This window comes from Synechococcus sp. R55.2, from assembly GCF_047462075.1.
Taxonomy (GTDB): domain Bacteria; phylum Cyanobacteriota; class Cyanobacteriia; order Thermostichales; family Thermostichaceae; genus Thermostichus.
The window spans coordinates 1-19,562 of record NZ_JANSIH010000161.1; the positions used below are offsets into that span (position 1 = coordinate 1).

The window sequence follows — 19,562 nt, forward strand, 5'->3', positions numbered from 1 at the left end:
GTTGTGTCTTAGAGACGGCCATCGTTTTGTGGTCTTGCGCCTGTGGGAACAAGATCCGGAGGTGCTGTCTCAATATCCAGGACTCCTGCCTTTAGCCGTGTTGGCAGATCCGGAAAACCCGGAGCCGCGACTCCGTCAAGTGGTCAGAGCAATAGCAGAGATAGAGGATCCAAAGCTACGGCAAGAGGTGAAAGCGGCCACTGCTGTTTTGGCAGGATTAACATGGACGCCAGAGGAAATTAGCAGGGTACTGGGAGGTCTGGCTGTGCGGGAATCGACCATCTATCAGATGTGGCGAGCAGAAGCCCTCAAAGAAGGGCGAGAGGAGGGCCTGAAACAAGGTCTAGAGCAAGGTCTGCAACAGGGTCTGCAGCAAGGTCTGCAGCAAGGTCTGCAGCAAGAAGCAGCTCGACTGACTCTGAGTCAACTGCGGCGCAAGCTGGGATCTTTGCCGGAAGACCTGTCTGAAACCATCCGCCTCTTACCTACCGAGCAACTGGAGGCTTTGGCGGAAGCGCTGTTGGACTTCCAAACCCTGGCCGATTTGATCCAATGGCTCAGGGAGTCATCATCCAACTAGGGTTTGCCGTCGCGGCCTTTTCCAACCTCACAGGACTCTGTGGGTGAGTTAGGATCCCTGTTACTCAGATGGACTCGATGAAACGGCCACAGGTTTTGATCTGTGGCTACTACGGCTACGGCAATGCCGGCGATGAGGCGTTGTTGCTGGCTCTCTTACGAGAGCTAGAGCAGTTGCCCAGCCCCGTACAGCCGGTGGTGCTCTCCCGTCGCCCTGCCGAAACGGCTGCCACCTATGGGGTGCTGGCCTATCCGCGCTTCAACAGTTTGGCTTTACGGCGCTGTCTCCAGGAGGCCCAGGCTTTCATCTGGGGTGGAGGTGGCCTGCTGCAGGATCGCACCAGTTGGCGCAGCCCTCTCTACTACCTGGGGGTGATGGGCCTAGCCCAGCGCTGGGGACTGAAGACCCTTGCCTGGGCCCAGGGGATCGGGCCGCTGCAGCGGGGGTGGATTCGTGCACTGGCCCGCCGGTCTCTGGCAGGTTGCACGGCCATTAGTGTGCGGGATGGGGTTGCCTCCCAATGGCTGCAAGAGTGGGGGATCCCTCACCAGGTGGCTCCGGATCCCGTCTGGAGTTTGCCGTCCAAAACCTTGCCGGAATGGGAAACGTGGCCTCAGCCCCGCATTGCTGTGGTCTTGCGTCCGCATCCGCAACTGACTGGAGCCTGTCTAGAAGCTTTGAGCCAGGGTTTACAGCGTCTCCAGGCTTCCACGGGGGCATACCTTCTCTTCGTGCCCTTTCAGCTGGCTCCTCCCGGATCCCCTGACCTTGGGCCAGACTACCACTTGGCTCAGCAGCTTCAGCAGCGCCTACCCCACCACAGCCAAGTGCTGGAAATTCGGGATCCCTGTTTGTTGAAAGGAGTCTTTCGGGGCGTCAGGCTGGCGATCACCATGCGCTACCACGGTTTGGTGATGGCGGCGGCAGAGGGCTGCGCCTGTTTTGGTCTCAGCTACGATCCCAAAGTGAAAACACTGCTTCGGGAATTGGGCATGCCCGGCTGGGATGTGCAGGAGATACCCACCGATCCTGAAGCCCTGCACCGAGCCTGGTTGGCTTGCTACTCAGAGGGTTCGGCTCTCAGTCCTGATCAAGTTGCGGTTTGGGTGGAGCAATCGACTCAGCACGGCCAGTTGCTAAAACAGCACCTGAGGTGGGATTGATGAGGTTCCGTGAAGATCGCAGCAGAAGCTGCTGCCCCTGTAGCTCTGTTTCCGAATGCCAGTGCGGATTTCGGTAGCCGTTGTTTTCGAGATCCGCTCTACCCTAAAAAATAGGGTTAAAGTACAGGGATCCCCCTCCATGACTTCCCAGACCCAGCCCTGCACGCGCGAACAGATCTTAAACGGGATGGGCATCACCACCCTGTTCTCGGCTCTCGTTGTGGGTCTCTGGATCGGGCTGGGATCCTCCTTTCCCGTGCCGTTTCGCTGGGATCCCCTAGCCTTGGCGTGGGGGGCAGGGCTGGGACTGGGGGTGGCTCTGCTCAGCGGCGGGGTTTACCGGCTCTGGCCAGCCTATCGTCGGGCAGCCACTGCCTACTTACACTGGGTGGCGGATCCCTTGCAGTGGGGAGATATCCTTTGGGTGGGCCTGCTGCCGGGCTGGAGCGAGGAATGGCTGTTTCGCGGCGTGTTGATGTCCCTGCTGGTGGCCAGCCCCTTAGGGTGGACAGGCGGGATCCTGCTGAGCGGCCTCTTGTTTGGCGCCTTGCATTGGCTGGGATGGCAGGGCTGGCCCTATGCCGTCTGGGCCAGCGGGGTTGGTATCCTCATGGGGATTGGCTTGTGGCTGTCGGGAAACCTGTTGGTCACCATTGTCGCCCACACCCTTGTCAACTGGATTGGGGTTTGTGCCTGGAAATGCTTTTTCTCTCAAGCGGAGCCCTGAAGGATGCAGTTTTCCTGCTCCCCTCTTCCCTTATGGGAAAGGGGTTGCCTGTAAGCAGCGCAGAACCTTGGGCAAGTGCCGCAAATTGAGCTTAACTTACTTGTCGATGCCTTCCTGTCAATGCCCCACCGAGATCTCCTACAACTAGTTTGGGGATCCTTCCCATGGCTGCGCGTGGGGCGATCCTTGCTGCTGGTCGGGCTGGTGGTGTACGGCTACCTGCTCTGGCTGGGCTGGTTTCAATCGGAGCGAATGATCTTTTTGCCTCGTCCCGCCAGCTATCGAGATGGGGACGCCATTCTCAAGCTCACGACCTCTGATGGGCTGCAGATTTCAGCGGTATATCTGCCCAATCCGGCTGCTGCTTATACCCTCCTCTATAGCCATGGCAACGCTGAAGACTTGGGGGATATCCTGCCCCGCTTGGTGCACCTGCAGCAGGCTGGGTTTGCCGTCTTGGCCTACGACTACCGCGGTTACGGCACCAGCGAAGGGATCCCTTCCGAGGCCGGCGCTTACAAAGATATCGAGGCCGCTTACACTTACCTAGTTGCCCAAGGGATCCCGCCGGAGCGGATCTTGGTCTATGGAAGATCAGTAGGGGGCGGGCCCTCGGTTTACCTGGCAGCGCAAAAACCAGTGGGCGGCCTGATCCTGGAATCTACTTTCGTGACTGCCTTCCGCGTCTTGACGCGCATCCCGCTGCTACCTTTCGATCGCTTCGACAACCTCAGCCGCATGGCCAAGATCAATTGCCCGCTGCTAATTTTGCACGGTACCCAGGATCGTCTAATCCCCTTCTGGCATGCTGAAGCCCTTTACCAAGCAGCACGGGATCCCAAACGCTTGGTGCCCATCGAGGGAGCCGATCACAACAACTTGCTGCAGGTGGCTAGAGAGCGCTATGTCACCATCCTGCACCAATTCGTAGCCGAGCTGGTGGATCCCAAGCTGCAGGCAGGCTGAGCAGCAACTGCCAATGTTCCCTTCCTTGCGTAACTGGGAGGTCGCGAGCGGGAATAGGAATGGTGGCGTTAACTGGCCTTTAAGCTTTTTGAGCCAGCAATTCTTGCAACAGATTCTGCGCCGTCTCCATAAAGCGCATCACATCGGGATGATGGCTCCAGATGGGGTCATTTTCAGGAAAAACCTCCAGCGAGAACATACCCTGCACTGTCTGGAGGTAGGGCAGCAGGACGGCATAGCTGGCCTGGCTGAGACCAGACCTCAGAACCTTATCCAAGAGCTTGAGCATCTGCCGTACCAGCTCCCAGCTCACTTTCAAAGGGGGGTAGAGCATCACACAGAGGGGAAACAGCTCCTGCTGGATAGCCGCCATGCTGCCTTCTAGGGCACAGAGGCCCAAGTACACCTGAAACATCTCCACATCGCGGATGCTGGAAATCCGCACGTTCAGATCTGTCAAGGGACCGCTTTCGCAGTGATAGTCCGGAAAACGTTGGGCTACCTCGGCACAAATGGACTCTGCCACGCTGGTAACCAGGGGCAAGAGCTCTTGAATAGCAGCCAAAGGCGCAGAAAAGTGATCGCCTGCCTGGGCGGCAGCGGCCTCGTACATCCTCTGCAAAGGCATGTACAGGTGGTCATCCATGACCTTCAAGTAGGGGTGGAAGAGACCCCGCTCCTGGGGCAGCAGAGCCTGCAGGACCATTTGCCCCGTGTAGTGAAATTGCATGCTTAAAAAGCCAAGTACCCGCGGATCCGGCTTGCTGTAGCGAGCCCGCAGCTGGCCACAAGATGGCGCGATCTTTACCGAAAAGCGGGCTGGTGAGAGGCCCTCCCCACAACTTGCTGCTGCCTTTTCAAATAACTCCTGGGAATCCTCGGCAATTTGCCAGGGATCAATCAAGTCCGGATCCAGCCGCTGCCTCGGTATTTCAGCAGCCAAGAGCCGCTCCGTCTTCGCCCAGGCCTGGGAGCTGGCAAAGCGCAAAGATCCCTTCACCTTGTCAGCTAGAGGGGCGCCTGGCAGCTCGCCCAAGGCAGCCTGTGCCCGTAGCTTGTCTACATATTTTTGCGCCCACAGGGTGGCCAAGCTGCAAGGTGTAACGGTTTCTGCGTCTTGCCTCAATTCTTCCATGGCCTACCTTACGTCAGAGGATCTAGTGCTACCTAGCATACTTCTAGGGGGCTACCGCTGCAGCAAAGAACTTAAGGAACGTTAAGATCCGCGCAGCAATTGTTTACGTTCTGCCTGGGCGCAAGGCGTCAGGGAAGAGGAGGAGCACTCCCTCCCGCCAGCAAGAATCTTAAAATCACCTGCAATCCGCTCGGAAAAGTGGAGTTATGTGGCAAGATCGGGAGGGATCGGATCGAAGGATTCGGATCCCTGTCTCACCGGATTGAACCCTTTTACGGAGGATCAAGAGCGTATGTCTCTCCGACTTGGCGATACTGCTCCCAATTTCACGCAAAAGTCTACCCACGGCGAAATCGATTTCTACTCTTGGGCCGGGGATAGCTGGGTGGTGTTGTTCTCTCACCCCGCCGATTACACGCCGGTCTGCACCACGGAGCTAGGCACTGTTGCCAAGCTGATGCCCGAATTTGAAAAGCGGGGTGTGAAGGTGATCGCCCTCAGTGTGGACGATGTGGAGTCCCACGTGGGCTGGGTGAAAGACATCGAGGAAACCCAGAACACCACCCTGAACTATCCCATCTTGGCGGATGCAGACCGCAAGGTTTCTCAGCTCTACGACATGTTGGATCAAACCAACATCAACCAAGAAGGGCTGCCCCTGACGGTGCGCTCGGTGTTCATCATCGATCCCAACAAGAAGATACGCCTCATTCTTACCTACCCGGCCAGCACAGGCCGCAACTTCGACGAGCTCCTGCGGGTGATCGATGCCCTGCAGTTGACGGATAAGTATAACGTTGTCACTCCTGCCGACTGGAAAGACGGTGACGATGTCATCATTCCGCCTTCGCTGAAAGATCCGGAAGTGCTGAAAGAGAAGTTCCCAAAAGGCTACAAGGAAATTAAGCCCTATTTGCGGGTCACCCCTCAGCCTAATAAGTAGTAAAAGCCCGAACACCAACTTTGACGGGCGCTTGAGAAGGGATCCCTTCGTCGGGTAAAGCTGGGATCCTTTTGGTCTGGATCCCCTTATCGGGGATCCTTTTTACTGTTCGGGGAAGGAGGCTGCCTCTGCTGCTTTTTTGGCCAGCTCATCTACCGTGAAGTAGCGATGAAACTTATCGGTCACCCGCAACCAGGGGGAACGGCTGCCTTCTTTGCGATAGCGGGTAACGAAGCCTTTTTCTACCAGCTCTGCCACGTGCTGATAAGCACCTTGACCGCGCAACTCCACCAAATCGGCTTGCGAGAGCGGGCCACGCAGAATGATGGTGGCCAGGGTACGGGTGGCACCCACCCCAATCTCAGGGGGCAAGAGCCGGTTGGCCAGCTCCAAAAACGGCTCCCGCAACTGCAGGGCAAACCCCTCCTCCACCTGTAAGACCTCCAAGGCAGAATCGCGATGGGCATAGTCTTCCATTAATTCCAGCAGCGCATCGTAGGCTTCGTCGCGACTGCAATGGGCCAACTGGGCCAGGGCCGATAGCTCCAGAGGCTGCCCCTTCAAATAGAGGATTGCTTCGATCCGATTTTTCAGGGCCAAGACACGCTCCCTCTGACCTTGCCTTTCCGCCAACAAGGGATGCGAAATCGACTTAAGAGAACGCGGGGCCATTGCAACAAGGGATCCGCTCAACTTGCTCCGTAGCATAGCAGCAGTTCTAGGCTGAGGGATCCCTTGGCCAAGCGGGCCGGATCCATCCTCGCCTTCGAGCTAGAACCCTACCCCTGATGCCACCACCATCACCACCACCGCTGCAAAGATAATCAAAGCGTAAAACTGGGCCTTGCCGCTCTCCAGGTATTTCATCGCCTCGCCGCTCACCATGGTCACCAAGCCCGTCAGGTTGACCACACCATCCACAATGCGGCTGTCCACCTCCAGCGCCTCCCGTGCCACGAAGCGGGTGCCCTGCACAAAGACTCGCTCATAGAGGTCGTCAATGTACCACTTGTTGAGGGAGAAGTAGTAGAGCGGCTGCAGGCTTTGGGGGAAGGTGCCCGGGTCGATGCGCTTTTGCCAGTAGATCAAGCTGGCCAAAGTGATGCCGATCAGCCCCATGCCCACGGAACTACCCGCCATGATTAGAAACTCTGCCCAATCGAAATGGCCCGCCAGCACCTCCTGCCACTCTGCTGCCACCAGCGGTAAAATCGAGCCTGCCTCTGCCACAGACTCAGTCGGTGGGTGGATGAAAGCTTCAAAGAAGTTGGCAAAAGGGGTACCCACCAGGCCAATCAGCACAGAAGGGACGGCCAGAGCCAACAGCGGGAAGGTCATCGACCAAGGGGACTCATGGGGCTCTGAGGCATGGGCATCTCCGTCGTGCAGGTTTTCGTGGGCTTCAGGATGGCTGCTGGGCTGGGGTTTTTCTTGAATGTTCATGGCTCCAGGGCCAAAGGCCGGTTGTTTCCCCGCAAAAACGTAGGCAAAAGCTGGCACAGGACGGCCCTGGCTGATGGCCACCTCCTGCCGCAGTCTCAGGTTGGTGCCGCGAAACTCCCCTTCGAAGGTGAGGAAGTAGATGCGGAACATGTAGAAGGCGGTGATCCCGGCGGTGAGGAAGCCCACCCCCCACAGAGCTGGGTTCCGTTCGAAAACAGCGCCCAAGATCTCGTCTTTAGACCAAAAGCCGGCGAAGGGCGGGATCCCACAAATGGCCAACGTGCCGATCAAAAACGTGATGGCCGTAACCGGCATGTATTTGCGCAACCCCCCCATCAGGCGCATGTCTTGGGCCAAAACCGGGTCATGGCCGACCACCGCTTCCATGCCGTGGATAACTGAGCCAGAGCACAAAAAGAGCATCGCCTTAAAGTAGGCGTGGGTCATCAGGTGAAACAGGCCCGCCCCATAGGCGCCGCACCCCATGGCCATGACCATGTAGCCCAGCTGGGAAATGGTGGAGTAGGCCAAGCCTTTTTTGATGTCGTTTTGGGTGATGGCAATGGTGGCCCCCAAGAAGGCTGTGCCCGCCCCCGTCCAGGCGATGATGTCCATGGCCACCGGGATCCCTTCCAGCACCGGGAACATGCGGGCCAAGAGGAATACCCCAGCCGCCACCATCGTCGCCGCGTGGATGAGAGCGGAAATGGGCGTGGGGCCCTCCATGGCATCCGGCAACCACACATGCAGCGGGAACTGGGCCGACTTGGCCACCGGCCCCAAGAACACCAACGCCGCAAACAGGGCAATCAAGCTGCTGCTCACTGCCCCGCTAGCCAGCATCTCCTGCAGATTGCGCCCGATCTCGTCAAACGCGAAGGTGCCGGAAATCCAGTAAAAGCCCAAAATGCCCAACAGCAGGCCGAAATCTCCCACCCGGTTGACCACAAACGCCTTTTGCGCTGCTTCTGCCGCTGCCTGCCGGTCGTGCCAAAAGCCGATGAGCAGGTAGGAGCACATCCCCACCAGCTCCCAGAAGATATAGATCTGCACCAGGTTGGGGCTGACCACCAAGCCCAGCATCGAGGAGCTAAATAAGCTCAGGTAGGCGTAGAAACGCACATAGCCGGGATCGTGGGCCATGTAGCCATCGGAGTAGATCTGCACCAGAAAGGCCACCGTGGTCACCACCACCAGCATCATGGCGCTCAGGTGATCCACGACAAAGCCCATATCCACCGAGAAGGATCCCGCCTGGGCCCAGGTGAGGGTTCTGAGGACGGCTTCGTGCCCCTGCACCTGGCTGACCAAAAGGGCAAAGGCATGAACCATCGCCGTCCCAGTCGAGAACACGCTCAAAAAGGCAGCCAGAGAGCGGTTGGCCCTTGTCCAGGCGTTGAACATCAGGATGCCTAAGCCGAGGAGAAAGGCCGCCACCAAAGGATAGACGGGGATCAACCAGGCGTATGTGTAGATGAATTCCATGGGAAATGCTTCCGAATGCGTCCTCTCACAGCAACGAACCTGCTCTGCTAGCCCTGCAATTGGCCGGTGGGAGTGTCTGGTGGGCTGGCATTTGCTCAACTGCTTCTGCCATTGTAAACTTTTGCGACAGAGTGCGGATCCGGATCCCGAGCATCAAGTCCATCACAGCAGAGGCTTTTCCCGCAGATCAACCGGGATCCCCGCAGTTGAATCTGTAGATATCCTAAAGAATCGGCTCTGAGCCCAAGCTGACGGTCGCAGGCCAAAAGATGACAGGGATCCCTTGCGAGCGCTACAACGAAGGCTAGATCTACTGGCGGTCTGGAGAAACTACCCATGAGCTTGAACCTGGTGACCCTGGTGGGGCGAGCCGGCATGGATCCGGAGGTGCGCTACTTTGAGTCGGGCAGGGTGGTGTGTACCTTCAGCCTGGCGGTGAACCGATTCCGCAAAGGGGAAGACAAGCCTGATTGGTTTAACCTGGAGCTGTGGGGCCGCACTGCCGAGGTGGCCGGAGAGTATGTGCGCAAAGGCAGCCTCATCGGGGTAACAGGCAGCCTCAAGTTCGATCGCTGGAAAGACAAATCCACCGGAGAAGAGCGCCAGAGGCCCATCATCGCTGTAGATCGCCTAGAACTGCTGGGATCCCGTCAAGACCGCGACTCCAACCTGCCCCCCGAAGAGCCGTTTTGACCCGTTGGACTGGAGCTGGGCAACCTCAAGGTCCCGCTCCTTCCAAGCATCGCCTACAGGCCTGCACCACTGCTGTCAAATCCTGGCTGCACCAGGGATAGTCCAACGGGGGTCGCCGGATCACCCACAGAGGGATCCCCAGGGTTTTGGCCACCGCCTGCTTGATCCCCAGCCCACCTGCTTCCCCAGAAGCTTTGCTGATCACCACCTGAGGGCTGAACCGCTGCCAAAGCTGCAGTTCTTGCTCCAAGCTGAGGGGCAAGCGCATCCCGATCACCCGCTCGGCAGGGATCCCGGCTTGCACCGCTTGGGGAACCGATTCCGGCAGCACCCGCGCCCACAGTTGGCAGCGGTCTTGCCAAGGCACAAACAGGGGCAGGGCCTTCACTCCCACCGTCAACAGCACCCGCCGCCCTGCCAGCACCGCATCTGTGAGCACCCCCTGCCAGTCCGGCACCACCTGGACCCAGGGATCCAGCTCCAGAGGAGGGCGTTCGTAGCGCAGGTAGGGGATCCTCAGTTGAGCCGTCACCTGGATGGCCAGTTGCGAGATTTGCTGGGCAAAAGGATGAGAGGCATCCACCACTACGCGGATCCGGCACTCTTGCAGGAATTGTTCCAGAGATGACGGCGAAAATCGGGTGACCACCACCTGACCAGGCAAATCCTGATACAGTCTTCTGGCCCCTTCGGTGGTGACGGTTGCCACCCAAGGGATCCCTTGGCGGCTGAGGGCGTCGGCCAAGCTGCGGCTCTCGCTAGTGCCCCCGATCAAAGCCACTTCAACTGGACTACCAACTGAGCTCATGGTGTGTTGCCAAACTTTGACGCCCGTAGATACGATCAAGATCACCGGCTGGAGGCAATTGCTCATGATCGAGATGCATGTGGCTGGGATTGCGGTCGATGCCGTCAACCAAAACCCCATTGTCATCCTGCGCGATGGCAGTGAGCGTCGTGCCCTGCCCATTTGGGTGGGAAAAGCAGAGGCCAACGCCATTTTGCAGGCCCTGGACGACCAAAAGCCACTGCGCCCCATGACCCATGATCTCATCCTCAACTCCTGGAAGACGTGGGGGATCAAGCTGGAGCGAGTCATCATTCACGCGTTGCTGGATAACACCTTCTACGCGGTGCTCGTCACCGTGAATGGTGACAAAAAACAAGAGATCGACTGCCGCCCCAGCGACGCCATTGCCCTCGCTCTGCGGGCCCATGTTCCCATCTGGACGGTGGAAGAGGTCATTGCGGAAGCCTCGATCCCCATGAACCAGGATGCCGACGAGGCGGAGCGGGAGGCCTTTCGCAAGTTTGTAGAAAATGTAACCCCCAGAGACTTTATCCGCAGCTACCCCATGACCGACCATCCCACCGAAGCCGACAGTTAAGCAGCTAAGGCGGATCCCACCCCCAGGGATCCCGGCAGACAGGCCATGCCCCAGGTTGCCAGGTTAACGGTCTATCCCATCAAGTCCCTGGATGGGATCCCTCTGTCTGAGGTGAGGCTGACGGCAGGGGGGACTTTGGAGGGGGATCGGCGCTACGCCCTGGTGGATGCGGAGGGAAAGCGGGTGAACGGCAAGCGCCATGCTGCGGTCCACCGCCTGCGGGCCCGGTTTGATCCCCGGTTGGGCCGGGTGCAGTTGTGGGGGGAGGGCAAGACGGCCCAGTTTGACCTGCAGCAGCAGCGGGATGCTTTACAAACTTGGCTCAGCCACTGGTTGGGCTTTCCGGTGCAACTGCTGGAGGATCCTGTCAGGGGATTTCCAGACGATCCCTATGCCGACGGCCCCACCCTGATCAGCACAGCCACTCTGGAGACGGTGGCTGGTTGGTTCCCCAACTTGACCCTGGAAGCGGTTCGGCAGCGCTTTCGCATGAATATCGAGCTGTCGGATTGCTCTGCCTTTTGGGAGGATCGTCTCTTTGCCCGCGCAGATCAAGGGGTGCGCTTTCGCATCGGGGAAGTGGAGCTGCTGGGCCTTAACCCCTGCACCCGCTGTGTGGTGCCCACCCGGGATCCCCTGAGCGGAGATGCCTATCCCGGTTTTCAAAAGCACTTCGTGGCGCAACGGCAGAAAACCTTGCCACCCTGGGCCGAAGCCAGCCGCTTTGACCATTTCTATCGCCTTGGGATCAATACGTGGATCCCGAGAACGGAGACGGGCAAGCACCTGAGGGTTGGGGATCCCGTCGAAATCCTCGGGGTTGAACCCCTCAGCCTTTACCCTGAGCTGAATCGAACCCCAGGTTAGTTTCCGACCTACAATCAAGCTAGAGCAGCTCTTTTGGCTTGACCAAGCTATGCAAACCCTGGATCGGCCCAACGCCCCCCCCCAGCAGCCCTACCCAGAACCGGTCTATCCCCGTCGCCCCACCCGCACGGTGGCCGTAGCTGATGTGTTGATCGGCAGCCAGCACCCGGTGGTGGTACAGTCCATGATTAACGAGGACACCCTCGACGTCGACGCGGCAGTGGCCGGGATCCGCCGTCTGCACGAGGCAGGCTCAGAGATTGTGCGGGTTACCGTTCCCAGCATGGCCCATGCCAAGGCGATGGAGGCGATTCGGGAGAAGCTGATCCAAACCTACAAGCCGGTGCCTTTGGTAGCCGATGTCCATCACAACGGCATCAAGATCGCCCTGGAAGTAGCCAAATACGTGGACAAGGTGCGCATCAATCCGGGGTTGTTCATCTTTGAAAAACCTCAGCCCGGTCGCACAGAATATACCCAGGCGGAATTTGAGGCCATTCGTAACAAAATCCGGGAAACCTTCACCCCCCTTGTCCAGACCCTCAAAGCCCAGAACAAAGCCCTGCGCATCGGGGTAAATCATGGATCCCTGGCAGAGCGGATGCTCTTCACCTACGGGGATACGCCTGAGGGCATGGTGGAGTCGGCCCTGGAATTTGCCCAAATTTGCGCCGAGCAAGACTTTCACAATGTGGTGCTTTCCTTCAAGGCCTCCCGCCCGCAGGTCATGTTGGCGGCCTACCGGCTGGCAGCCCGTCGCTTCGATGCCCTGGGCCTGAATTACCCCTTCCACTTAGGTGTCACCGAGGCGGGCGATGGAGAATATGGGCGCATCAAGTCGGCGGTGGGGATCGGAACCCTCTTGGCTGAAGGGATCGGCGACACGATTCGGGTTTCTCTCACGGAAGCGCCAGAGAAGGAGATCCCGGTGGCCTACGGCATTTTGCAAGCTCTGAACCTGCGCAAAACCATGGTGGAGTATGTGGCCTGCCCTTCCTGTGGCCGCACCCTCTTCAATTTGGAGGAGGTGCTGCAGAAGGTGCGTGCTGCAACTCAGCATCTGGTGGGGTTGGACATTGCCGTGATGGGCTGCATTGTCAATGGGCCGGGAGAGATGGCCGACGCCGACTACGGCTACGTGGGCAAGACGCCGGGGGTGATCTCTCTCTACCGCGGCAAAGAGGAAGTGAAAAGGGTGCCGGAATCGGAAGGCGTGCAGGCGCTGATCGATCTGATCAAAGCCGATGGGCGCTGGGTGGATCCCCCTTCTTCCCATTAATTCCGCTTCCCCCTCAAGAGGCGACCTGCCCAGCCATCCTGCCGCGCTCTTGCTTCGCTCAGAAACTGGCTAGTGGCGTTTGCCACGCAGGGCTTTGGCGCGGTTGTTCACCTGCCTTACAAACAGAGGCAGCAGGTGCGCCTGGATATATTCAAACGCTGCTTGTAGACCTTCTTTTTCGTAAATCAGGCCGATTTCCGCCTCAACCTGCGTGGGATCCCTGAAGGCCGACAAAAATTGATTGGAGGTCAGCCAAGTGAAGAGTTCTGCGCGATTCAAGTCACAACTGGGCGGGGAAGGCACTTGCCAGTCTTGAGGTGGCCCAAGCAGCCACTGCCGGGCAAACAAGCTCAACACCGCATCCCCCAGCCAAGCCTTGTCGCGACGGGATCCCTCGTCCAACTGGGCCACCTGCTGTCTGATGGTCTGGCCGGTCGAGGAGAAATGGGATCCTGTCAGCATGGAAATGGGAAGTGTGCAAGAACTGGCAGCAGACAAGCCCGGCGGCAAAGCGCCCCTGCCTCATTTTAAGATAGGGTCTGGCCCGTTGCAGGTGGAGTGTGGCATTGTGAGGATCCTTGGAGCATGTTGTTGGAGCTAACCCCAGAAGAATGCGAATCGGTGATTCCGGTGGTGCCAACGCGCCTTCAGTATGCGGCTTACTGGAGCGATGCCCTCAAGAGCACGGGCCGCATCATCACGGCCATTTTGGTGGGCGTGGCGTTGCTGGTTCTTTCCCGCGCTTTCGGCGAGGGATCCTTTCTGGGGGCAATCGCCTTCCTGGTCGGGATTCTCTCGTTGCTCTATCCCTTCCTGTGGGGGCCGCTCTATACCATCTCCCGCCGTCAGCTAGCCTTTCGCGAGATTCCCTATGGGGGATTGTTTTTTGGGCAGGTGTTGCGCACTCGCCGCTACGAGGTGGTGGTGGAAGAGCGAGAAAAGCTGGATGAAGATGGCAACTTCTACATTGAAGAGGTGCGGGAGCGCCAGTTTGAGATGGAAATTGGCGATGAGACCGGAGTCGTCTATCGTGTGCGGGCCAAGGACGATCCCCGCTACAGGCGAATTGTCAAAAAGCAATCGGTGCTCGGGTTGGTGAAAGCCTATTCCCGCGATTTGCAGCGCCGGCCCACCTTGAGCGAGGTCTATGTGGTCAAGCTGGGGGAGTGGGTGGGAGATGTCTCCTATCTGGATCGGGAGGCTTTTTTGGATATGGCAGATGAGCTGTTGGAGCTACAGGCCCAAGGACAAGCTTGATCCCCTGGATCCCTGGTGTTCTCTGGGATGGAGGGGAAGGGATCCCTGCCTTTTTATTCTGAAACCTAAACGGCTGCCTATCCGGGAGCGCCGCTTTTAACGCTGGGTTAGCCGCATTATTGTACTGGCCAGGGGTAGGGTTGGGTAGTTTACTGTGGACTGGCGGGAGCTTTAAACTGAGGGCTGTAAGCTAAAAACAACTGCCATGGGCGATCCTCTCACCCCCCAAGTTAGCGAGCGCATCTGCAAGCACATGAACGAAGATCATGCCGATGCAATAGCCCTCTACGCCAGGGTCTTTGGCCAGGTGGAAGGAGTTACCCAAGCCCGCATGCAGGCCATTGACCCGGAAGGGATGGACTTGCGGGTGCAGGTCGACGGGGCCGTACAAACGCTGCGGATCCGCTTCGACCACCCCCTGCGGGACTCGGAGGACGCCCATCAAACCTTAATTGCCATGGTGAAGCAGGCTCGCGCTCAAGTTAAACAGGCTACAAAGTGATGAGAGATACAGTTGAGGCTTAGCTGGCCTGCTGTAGGAGCAGATCCAACTGGCCGCGAGCCTCTAGCGCGTAAAGATCGTCGCAGCCGCCGATATGCTGGTCGTTGATGAAAATTTGCGGCACCGAACGGCGGCCGTTGGCCCGCTTGGCCATTTCCGCCCGTGCTGCCTCGTCTCCATCGATGGCGTACTCGATATACTTCACGCCTTTGCGATCCAGCAGTTGCTTGGCCCGGATGCAAAAGGGACAAAAACGCCAGGTGTAAATCTCAACAGTCATAAGAAAACAACAAACGCTTTTACATAGCTTAACATTTTCACGGAGCCGGGATCCCTTTCCTTGCAAACCTGGGGTTTTCTGCCTCCCATGGTCTAGTTGGCTTCCTTCCAATTGTGGCCAATTTGGATATCCACCACCAGCGGTATGGAGAGGGGCACTGCTCCTTCCATTTCCCTTTGGATCAGCGGTTTTAGGGCCTGCCATTCCGAGGGATCCACCTCAAACACCAGCTCATCATGCACTTGCAGGAGCAAGCGGGAACGAAAGTTCTGCAGCTTTTGCCGCAGGCGCACCATTGCTACTTTGATAATGTCCGAGGCGGATCCCTGAATGGGAGCATTCACAGCTGCCCGCAATTCCGCTTGTTTGCGATGGCCTGTCAGACGAGACAAATTGGGAAAATAGCGACGGCGACCCAAGATCGTTTCTACATAGCCATGCTTTTCCACAAAGGCTTCAGTGGAGCGCAGATAGGCAAAAATGCCGGCGTAGCGCTCGTTAAATCGCTGTAAAAATTGCTTGGCTTCCGACAAAGAAACCCCCGCAGTGCGGGCAAAGCGCTGCGCTCCCATGCCATAGATCACCCCATAGTTGATCGTTTTGGCCAGGCGGCGTTCTTCGCTGGTTATTTCCTGTTTTTCCAGGAGCAGGCGGGCGGTCAGGGTATGCACATCTTCCCCTGAGCGAAAGCCTTCCAGCAAGGCAGGTTCTTGGCTGAGGTGGGCCAAAATGCGCAGCTCAATTTGAGAGTAATCTGCTGCCGCCAATAGCCATCCCTCTTGGGGAATAAAAGCTTGTCGAATCCGGCGACTGAACTCGGTGCGAATGGGAATATTTTGCAAGTTGGGGTTTGAGGAGCTGAGCCTGCCGGTGGCAGTAACGGTTTGGTTAAAGTCGGTGTGGACTCTGCCGGTATCGCTTCTTACCAGGGCAGGCAGAGCATCCACATAGGTCGATTTCAGCTTGGCCAAGGTGCGGTATTGCACGATGGTTTCGATGAGAGGATGATCCCCCTCTAGCTTTTCTAAAACTGAGGCATCGGTGGAATAGCCGGTGGCCGTTTTGCGGGTTTTGCGAATGTCCAATTTCAGCTTTTCAAAGAGCAGGGATCCCAGTTGCTTGGGAGAATTGAGGTTAAAGGTTTCTCCAGCCTGGGCATAAGCTTTCTGCTCCAAACTTTGCAGCTCTTGTTCCAGCTCTTGGGAAAATTGCCTCAGAAACTCGGTATCAACGCGAATGCCGATCCACTCCATCTCTTCCAAAACTTGGGCCAAGGGCAGCTCGACTTGAATAAAAAGATCCCACAGGCGTGGATCGGTTTTCTGCAGCTTTTCGGTGAGGATTGGCACCAGACGATAGGCACAATAGGCGTCGGTTCCACAGTATTCTGCAACTTTGGAAATCGGGATATCGGCAATGGACTGTTCCTTGCCCAGCAACTTTTTGTAGCTGGTGGTTGGCAAACCCAAATGGGTAGCTGCCAAATCGGCCAAGTTGTGGCTGGCTTCTGGATCCAAAACGTAGCTGGCCAACATGGGATCAAACTGGATCCCTTGCAGGCGGATCCCGTGGGCGCGGAAAATGCTCAGGTCGTACTTACAGTTTTGTAGGCTTTTGGGTCGGTTGGGATCTTCCCAAAGGGGTTGCAGGCTTTGTTTAACCAGCTCCCAATCCAGGTTGGATCCCTGGCGGTGGCCGATGGGCAAGTAGGCGATATCTCCCTCTGACCAACAACAGCCGATCCCTACCAATTGGGCATCCCGTGGATCTAGGCTGGTGGTTTCAGTATCCCAAGCTACAATCCCTGGGCAGGCCAACAGCTCTTGCCGCAACAGCTCCAGTTGCTCTGACGTATCGATGATGCGCACCGCCGGCAGAGAAGGGACGGGATCGAGGGCAAAATCAAACCACAGGGCTTCGTCAGGAGCGTTTGCGGGATCCCCGGTGGGATTAAAGGCGCTGACCACCTCTGCCTCGGTTGGGATCCCCCCCAAAGCCGTTTGTATTTTGCGCACTTGGGCGATGAAGCTGTGAAACTCCAATTTTTCCAGCAGCGGCAGCAATTCTGCTTGATCAAACCCGGTTAATTTCATGCCCTCCCAGTCGGGAGAGAGAGGGACATCGCATTTGATTCGAGCCATAAATTGCGAGTGCTGAGCCGCCGGGATCCCTTCTTTGAGGTATTGCTGGACTTTTCCTTGGATCTCGTCCAGGTGGTCGAAAATTTCATCCAAACTGCCGTAGCGCTCCAGCAGCTCCACAGCTCGCTTGGGGCCGATCCCTTTCACCCCGGGAATGTTGTCAGAAGGGTCACCACAGAGGGCCTTATAATCCACCACCTGCCAAGGCCAGATGCCCAATTTTTCTTTCACTTGTTCGGGGCCAAACTCGCTGATGCGATCTTTGCTGTTGAGGTGCAAAACCCGAACTCTTCCATCGGTATCGATCAACTGGAACAGATCTTGATCGCCACTTAAGATCTGCACCCGGTAATCTTGGGGGGCTAGCCTACTGAGGGTGCCCAAAATGTCATCGGCTTCAAAACCAGGCACCACCAAAATCGGGATGCGTAGTGCCGTCAACACCTGCTTCAGGTTCTCCACATCTTCGATAAACTCCGGTGGCGTTTCCGGGCGGCCTGATTTGTAGGTTTCGTCGGCCTCGTGGCGAAAAGTGGGCTGCCGTGTATCAAAGGCAACGGCTACATGGGTAGGGGTGTATTTGTCCAAGACTTCTAACAGCGATTTCAAAAAGCCAAAGCTGACGCTGGTGGGGATCCCAGTGGAAGTGCGCAACCCCCCCTCGCGGCTGTAGGCAAAGGCGTAGAAGGAGCGATAGGCCAGAGAGTGACCATCCACCAGCAGCAGTGTTGGAGTTTGCCAAGCCATCAGCTGATACCTTGAGGGTGAATCTAGCCTATCGGATCTGGGCTATGGGCAGAAGGGATCCCACATCCGTCTCAAGAACTCGAGCGGCGGGCTGCTGCCGACACCCAATGGCAACTTCTGTAATCACAATCTGTAGGCACAATCTGTAATCACAACTGGCTAGGACGAGATCCAAAAGCCCATCGACGGGCCCGCCAACCCTGATTTCCGTTTTGCGGGCTACAATGCTCATGCCCATTTTTTCAATTGGTTGGCTCAATCGGCAATACCTAAATTTGTTACCCAGTTGATCACCCAAAGCATTGCCCTCTGGTTCTGGACAAAATACAGCCCACCACAATGCTCTTCTCTTCTCAGCAAATCCTGCCCCCATCTCTCTACCCACCCCTGCATTGGGGCCTCAAGACCCTCTTTCCCGACGGCCTGTGGGAGTTGCCGGCAGATCCCCATACCCAGCGGGTGGCTCTGACCTTTGACGATGGCCCTCACCCTGAGTACACCCCTGCTTTGTTGCAGGTTTTGATGGATTTTCAGGTGCCGGCCACGTTTTTTGTGTTGGGAGAACGGGTGCAGCGCTGGCCCCACCTGGCCCGTCAGATCCGCCAACAAGGCCACCGCATTGGCCTTCACGGCTGGCAGCATCGCCCTTTTACCGAGCTTGCCCCTGGAGAGCTTTATCAGAGCCTGAAGCGCAGCCAAACCACCCTCGTGGCTGCCTGTGGCGGGATCCTTGACGATTATCGGGCTGTGCGCCCGCCCAATGGCTTGTTTTGGCCGCAGACGCTTGCGGATTTGCGCCGTTGGGGCTTTTGTCCGGTGATGTGGAGCGTGGTGCCTGAGGATTGGCTGATCCCACCGGTATCGGTGGTAGTGGAGCGGGTGCTGGCCCAGGTGCGGCCTGGCTCCTTAATCGTGCTGCACGATGGGGTACAAGGAGGAGCCCAAGTGGTTGAGGTAACGCGGCAGTTGATCCCAACTTTGAAGAAGCGGGGATTTGAATTTGTCCACTTGCCGGATCCCTGAGATCTTTCCAGTTGGGGAGAAATTAAATACAGTAGAGGCACGCGTAGGCAGGAGGGTCAAGCCATGGGCGCACGCAAGATCATCTACGGCATTTTTGGGCAACGGGCCGGCAGCGTCATCGTCGGAACTTGGAACTGGCTGTGGGGGATCCCGGTGGAGAAAGGTGGCACAGGGGCGGTGATGGTGGCGGAAGAATCCCTACGCACGATGCAGGAGACGGTTCAGCGTCTCACGGAAGCCGTTGCCACCCAAGTAGCCGCCTATCAGCGGGCTGAGCAGAAGTACATGCAAAAGGTGCGGGAGTACCAGGCCCTGGAGAACAAAGCTCGCCTGGCCGCCCAACGGGGCGATCAAGAGGCTGCCCGTCTGGCTATGTCCCAAGCGCTGCAAATTGAGGCCATTCTCGGCCCCCTCAAGGAGAATGTGGAAACTGCCGAGCGCTACGTCAATGCCGCCAAGCAAAAGCTGGCCCGCGAGAAAGAACGACTGGCCGCTTACAAGAGCGAGCTGAGCAACCTCAAAGACATCAACGAGGTGAACCAAGCTCTGGAGCAGATGACCCGCGTCAACAACTCCTACAACATCGACTCGGCCAAGTCCCAATTTGAGGCGGCAAAGAATGCTATCCAGGCTCGCCAGCTCAAATCCCGAGCCATGAGCGAACTCTCGGAAGATCGCAGCGAGCAGATTGCTGCCCAATTGGATGAAATGGCCATGGACGATGAAATCTCCCGCCGCTTGGCAATGCTCACCGGCCAAGGAGGTGCCCAGGCCAACCTGCCGATGCCGGATTTGGATTTCGAGAAGCGGCTCCCTCAATAGCGGCAGTTGCTTTTAGGCCGGTAGGATCCCCTGTTTTCAGTCTCAGCCGACATCGGCGACCACGCTGCTGAGCCGGAGTTTTCCGTGGGCGCAGTCCGGCCAACTGGGCTGGATACTCAGG

The 19,562-nt window shown here is 57.6% G+C and carries 21 protein-coding genes; 13 read left to right on the plus strand and 8 right to left on the minus strand.

What is annotated here, in order from left to right; translation table 11 throughout:
• From NW838_RS05660 to NW838_RS05675, 4 genes are all read left to right on the plus strand, one after another.
• A partial coding sequence (locus NW838_RS05660; RefSeq protein ID WP_414427671.1) for a DUF4351 domain-containing protein occupies nucleotides 1-580 on the plus strand: 580 nt, incomplete at its 5' end.
• Between the two features lie 77 nt (nucleotides 581-657).
• A complete protein-coding gene (gene csaB / locus NW838_RS05665; RefSeq protein WP_414355403.1) occupies nucleotides 658-1,743 on the plus strand; it encodes a polysaccharide pyruvyl transferase CsaB in 1,086 nt (361 codons plus the stop codon).
• Between the two features lie 139 nt (nucleotides 1,744-1,882).
• Complete coding sequence (locus NW838_RS05670; protein WP_414355405.1) at nucleotides 1,883-2,470, plus strand: lysostaphin resistance A-like protein; 588 nt, start codon at nucleotides 1,883-1,885, stop codon at nucleotides 2,468-2,470.
• Between the two features lie 174 nt (nucleotides 2,471-2,644).
• Nucleotides 2,645-3,436, plus strand: a complete 792-nt coding sequence (locus NW838_RS05675; protein WP_414427672.1) for an alpha/beta hydrolase — start codon at nucleotides 2,645-2,647, stop codon at nucleotides 3,434-3,436.
• 79 nt (nucleotides 3,437-3,515) lie between these two features.
• Here the strand turns inward: NW838_RS05675 and NW838_RS05680 are convergent, their stop codons facing one another.
• Nucleotides 3,516-4,571: a hypothetical protein gene (locus NW838_RS05680; protein ID WP_414355409.1), complete on the minus strand. Its 1,056-nt coding sequence runs from the start codon at nucleotides 4,569-4,571 to the stop codon at nucleotides 3,516-3,518.
• 292 nt (nucleotides 4,572-4,863) lie between these two features.
• On the opposite strand from NW838_RS05680, the gene NW838_RS05685 reads away from it, so the two are divergent.
• On the plus strand, nucleotides 4,864-5,514 hold the full coding sequence (locus NW838_RS05685) for a peroxiredoxin (protein WP_414355410.1): 651 nt from the start codon (nucleotides 4,864-4,866) through the stop codon (nucleotides 5,512-5,514).
• 102 nt (nucleotides 5,515-5,616) lie between these two features.
• Here NW838_RS05685 and scpB read toward each other — a convergent pair whose 3' ends face one another.
• Both scpB and NW838_RS05695 read right to left on the minus strand, forming a co-directional pair.
• Nucleotides 5,617-6,114, minus strand: coding sequence for an SMC-Scp complex subunit ScpB (scpB, locus tag NW838_RS05690; RefSeq protein WP_414355412.1), 498 nt, complete (start codon nucleotides 6,112-6,114; stop codon nucleotides 5,617-5,619).
• Nucleotides 6,115-6,285: 171 nt separating this feature from the next.
• Complete coding sequence (locus NW838_RS05695; RefSeq protein ID WP_414427673.1) at nucleotides 6,286-8,442, minus strand: NAD(P)H-quinone oxidoreductase subunit 5; 2,157 nt, start codon at nucleotides 8,440-8,442, stop codon at nucleotides 6,286-6,288.
• A gap of 336 nt (nucleotides 8,443-8,778) precedes the next feature.
• On the opposite strand from NW838_RS05695, the gene NW838_RS05700 reads away from it, so the two are divergent.
• Nucleotides 8,779-9,135, plus strand: coding sequence for a single-stranded DNA-binding protein (locus tag NW838_RS05700; protein WP_414355416.1), 357 nt, complete (start codon nucleotides 8,779-8,781; stop codon nucleotides 9,133-9,135).
• A 25-nt stretch (nucleotides 9,136-9,160) separates the two neighbouring features.
• On the opposite strand, the gene NW838_RS05705 is transcribed toward NW838_RS05700, so the two are convergent.
• Nucleotides 9,161-10,009 (minus strand): cobalt-precorrin-6A reductase, encoded by an 849-nt coding sequence (locus NW838_RS05705; RefSeq protein ID WP_414355418.1) that lies wholly within the window; start codon nucleotides 10,007-10,009, stop codon nucleotides 9,161-9,163.
• Between NW838_RS05705 and NW838_RS05710 the strand changes: the two genes are divergently transcribed.
• The 3 genes from NW838_RS05710 to ispG are packed head-to-tail and all read left to right on the plus strand — an operon-like array spanning nucleotide 10,008 to nucleotide 12,669.
• Nucleotides 10,008-10,523, plus strand: a complete 516-nt coding sequence (locus NW838_RS05710) for a bifunctional nuclease family protein (RefSeq protein WP_011431791.1) — start codon at nucleotides 10,008-10,010, stop codon at nucleotides 10,521-10,523. The genes NW838_RS05705 and NW838_RS05710 overlap by 2 nt on opposite strands.
• A gap of 45 nt (nucleotides 10,524-10,568) precedes the next feature.
• Complete coding sequence (locus NW838_RS05715) at nucleotides 10,569-11,390, plus strand: MOSC domain-containing protein (RefSeq protein WP_414355420.1); 822 nt, start codon at nucleotides 10,569-10,571, stop codon at nucleotides 11,388-11,390.
• Between the two features lie 49 nt (nucleotides 11,391-11,439).
• Nucleotides 11,440-12,669: a (E)-4-hydroxy-3-methylbut-2-enyl-diphosphate synthase gene (gene ispG, locus NW838_RS05720; RefSeq protein ID WP_414355422.1), complete on the plus strand. Its 1,230-nt coding sequence runs from the start codon at nucleotides 11,440-11,442 to the stop codon at nucleotides 12,667-12,669.
• Nucleotides 12,670-12,738: 69 nt separating this feature from the next.
• Here ispG and NW838_RS05725 read toward each other — a convergent pair whose 3' ends face one another.
• Entirely contained in the window at nucleotides 12,739-13,167 is a 429-nt protein-coding gene (locus tag NW838_RS05725; RefSeq protein WP_414427674.1) for a hypothetical protein, read from the minus strand.
• An 87-nt stretch (nucleotides 13,168-13,254) separates the two neighbouring features.
• Here NW838_RS05725 and NW838_RS05730 point away from each other — a divergent pair, with 87 nt between their 5' ends.
• Nucleotides 13,255-13,926 (plus strand): hypothetical protein, encoded by a 672-nt coding sequence (locus NW838_RS05730; protein ID WP_414355425.1) that lies wholly within the window; start codon nucleotides 13,255-13,257, stop codon nucleotides 13,924-13,926.
• 205 nt (nucleotides 13,927-14,131) lie between these two features.
• Nucleotides 14,132-14,428 (plus strand): DUF2470 domain-containing protein, encoded by a 297-nt coding sequence (locus tag NW838_RS05735; RefSeq protein ID WP_011431796.1) that lies wholly within the window; start codon nucleotides 14,132-14,134, stop codon nucleotides 14,426-14,428.
• 19 nt (nucleotides 14,429-14,447) lie between these two features.
• Here NW838_RS05735 and grxC read toward each other — a convergent pair whose 3' ends face one another.
• The 3 genes from grxC to NW838_RS05750 all read right to left on the minus strand — a co-directional run bounded on the left by grxC (nucleotide 14,448) and on the right by NW838_RS05750 (nucleotide 17,855).
• A complete protein-coding gene (gene grxC, locus NW838_RS05740; protein ID WP_011431797.1) occupies nucleotides 14,448-14,708 on the minus strand; it encodes a glutaredoxin 3 in 261 nt (86 codons plus the stop codon).
• A gap of 92 nt (nucleotides 14,709-14,800) precedes the next feature.
• On the minus strand, nucleotides 14,801-17,596 hold the full coding sequence (gene polA / locus NW838_RS05745) for a DNA polymerase I (RefSeq protein WP_414355427.1): 2,796 nt from the start codon (nucleotides 17,594-17,596) through the stop codon (nucleotides 14,801-14,803).
• A 28-nt stretch (nucleotides 17,597-17,624) separates the two neighbouring features.
• Nucleotides 17,625-17,855, minus strand: a complete 231-nt coding sequence (locus NW838_RS05750) for a hypothetical protein (RefSeq protein WP_414355428.1) — start codon at nucleotides 17,853-17,855, stop codon at nucleotides 17,625-17,627.
• A gap of 80 nt (nucleotides 17,856-17,935) precedes the next feature.
• Here NW838_RS05750 and NW838_RS05755 point away from each other — a divergent pair, with 80 nt between their 5' ends.
• Both NW838_RS05755 and NW838_RS05760 read left to right on the plus strand, forming a co-directional pair.
• The gene (locus NW838_RS05755; protein ID WP_414355430.1) at nucleotides 17,936-18,619 is read left to right on the plus strand and encodes a polysaccharide deacetylase family protein; all 684 of its coding nucleotides are present in this window, start codon (nucleotides 17,936-17,938) and stop codon (nucleotides 18,617-18,619) included.
• Nucleotides 18,620-18,682: 63 nt separating this feature from the next.
• Nucleotides 18,683-19,441, plus strand: a complete 759-nt coding sequence (locus NW838_RS05760; protein WP_011431800.1) for a PspA/IM30 family protein — start codon at nucleotides 18,683-18,685, stop codon at nucleotides 19,439-19,441.
• Nucleotides 19,442-19,562 lie beyond the last annotated feature (121 nt).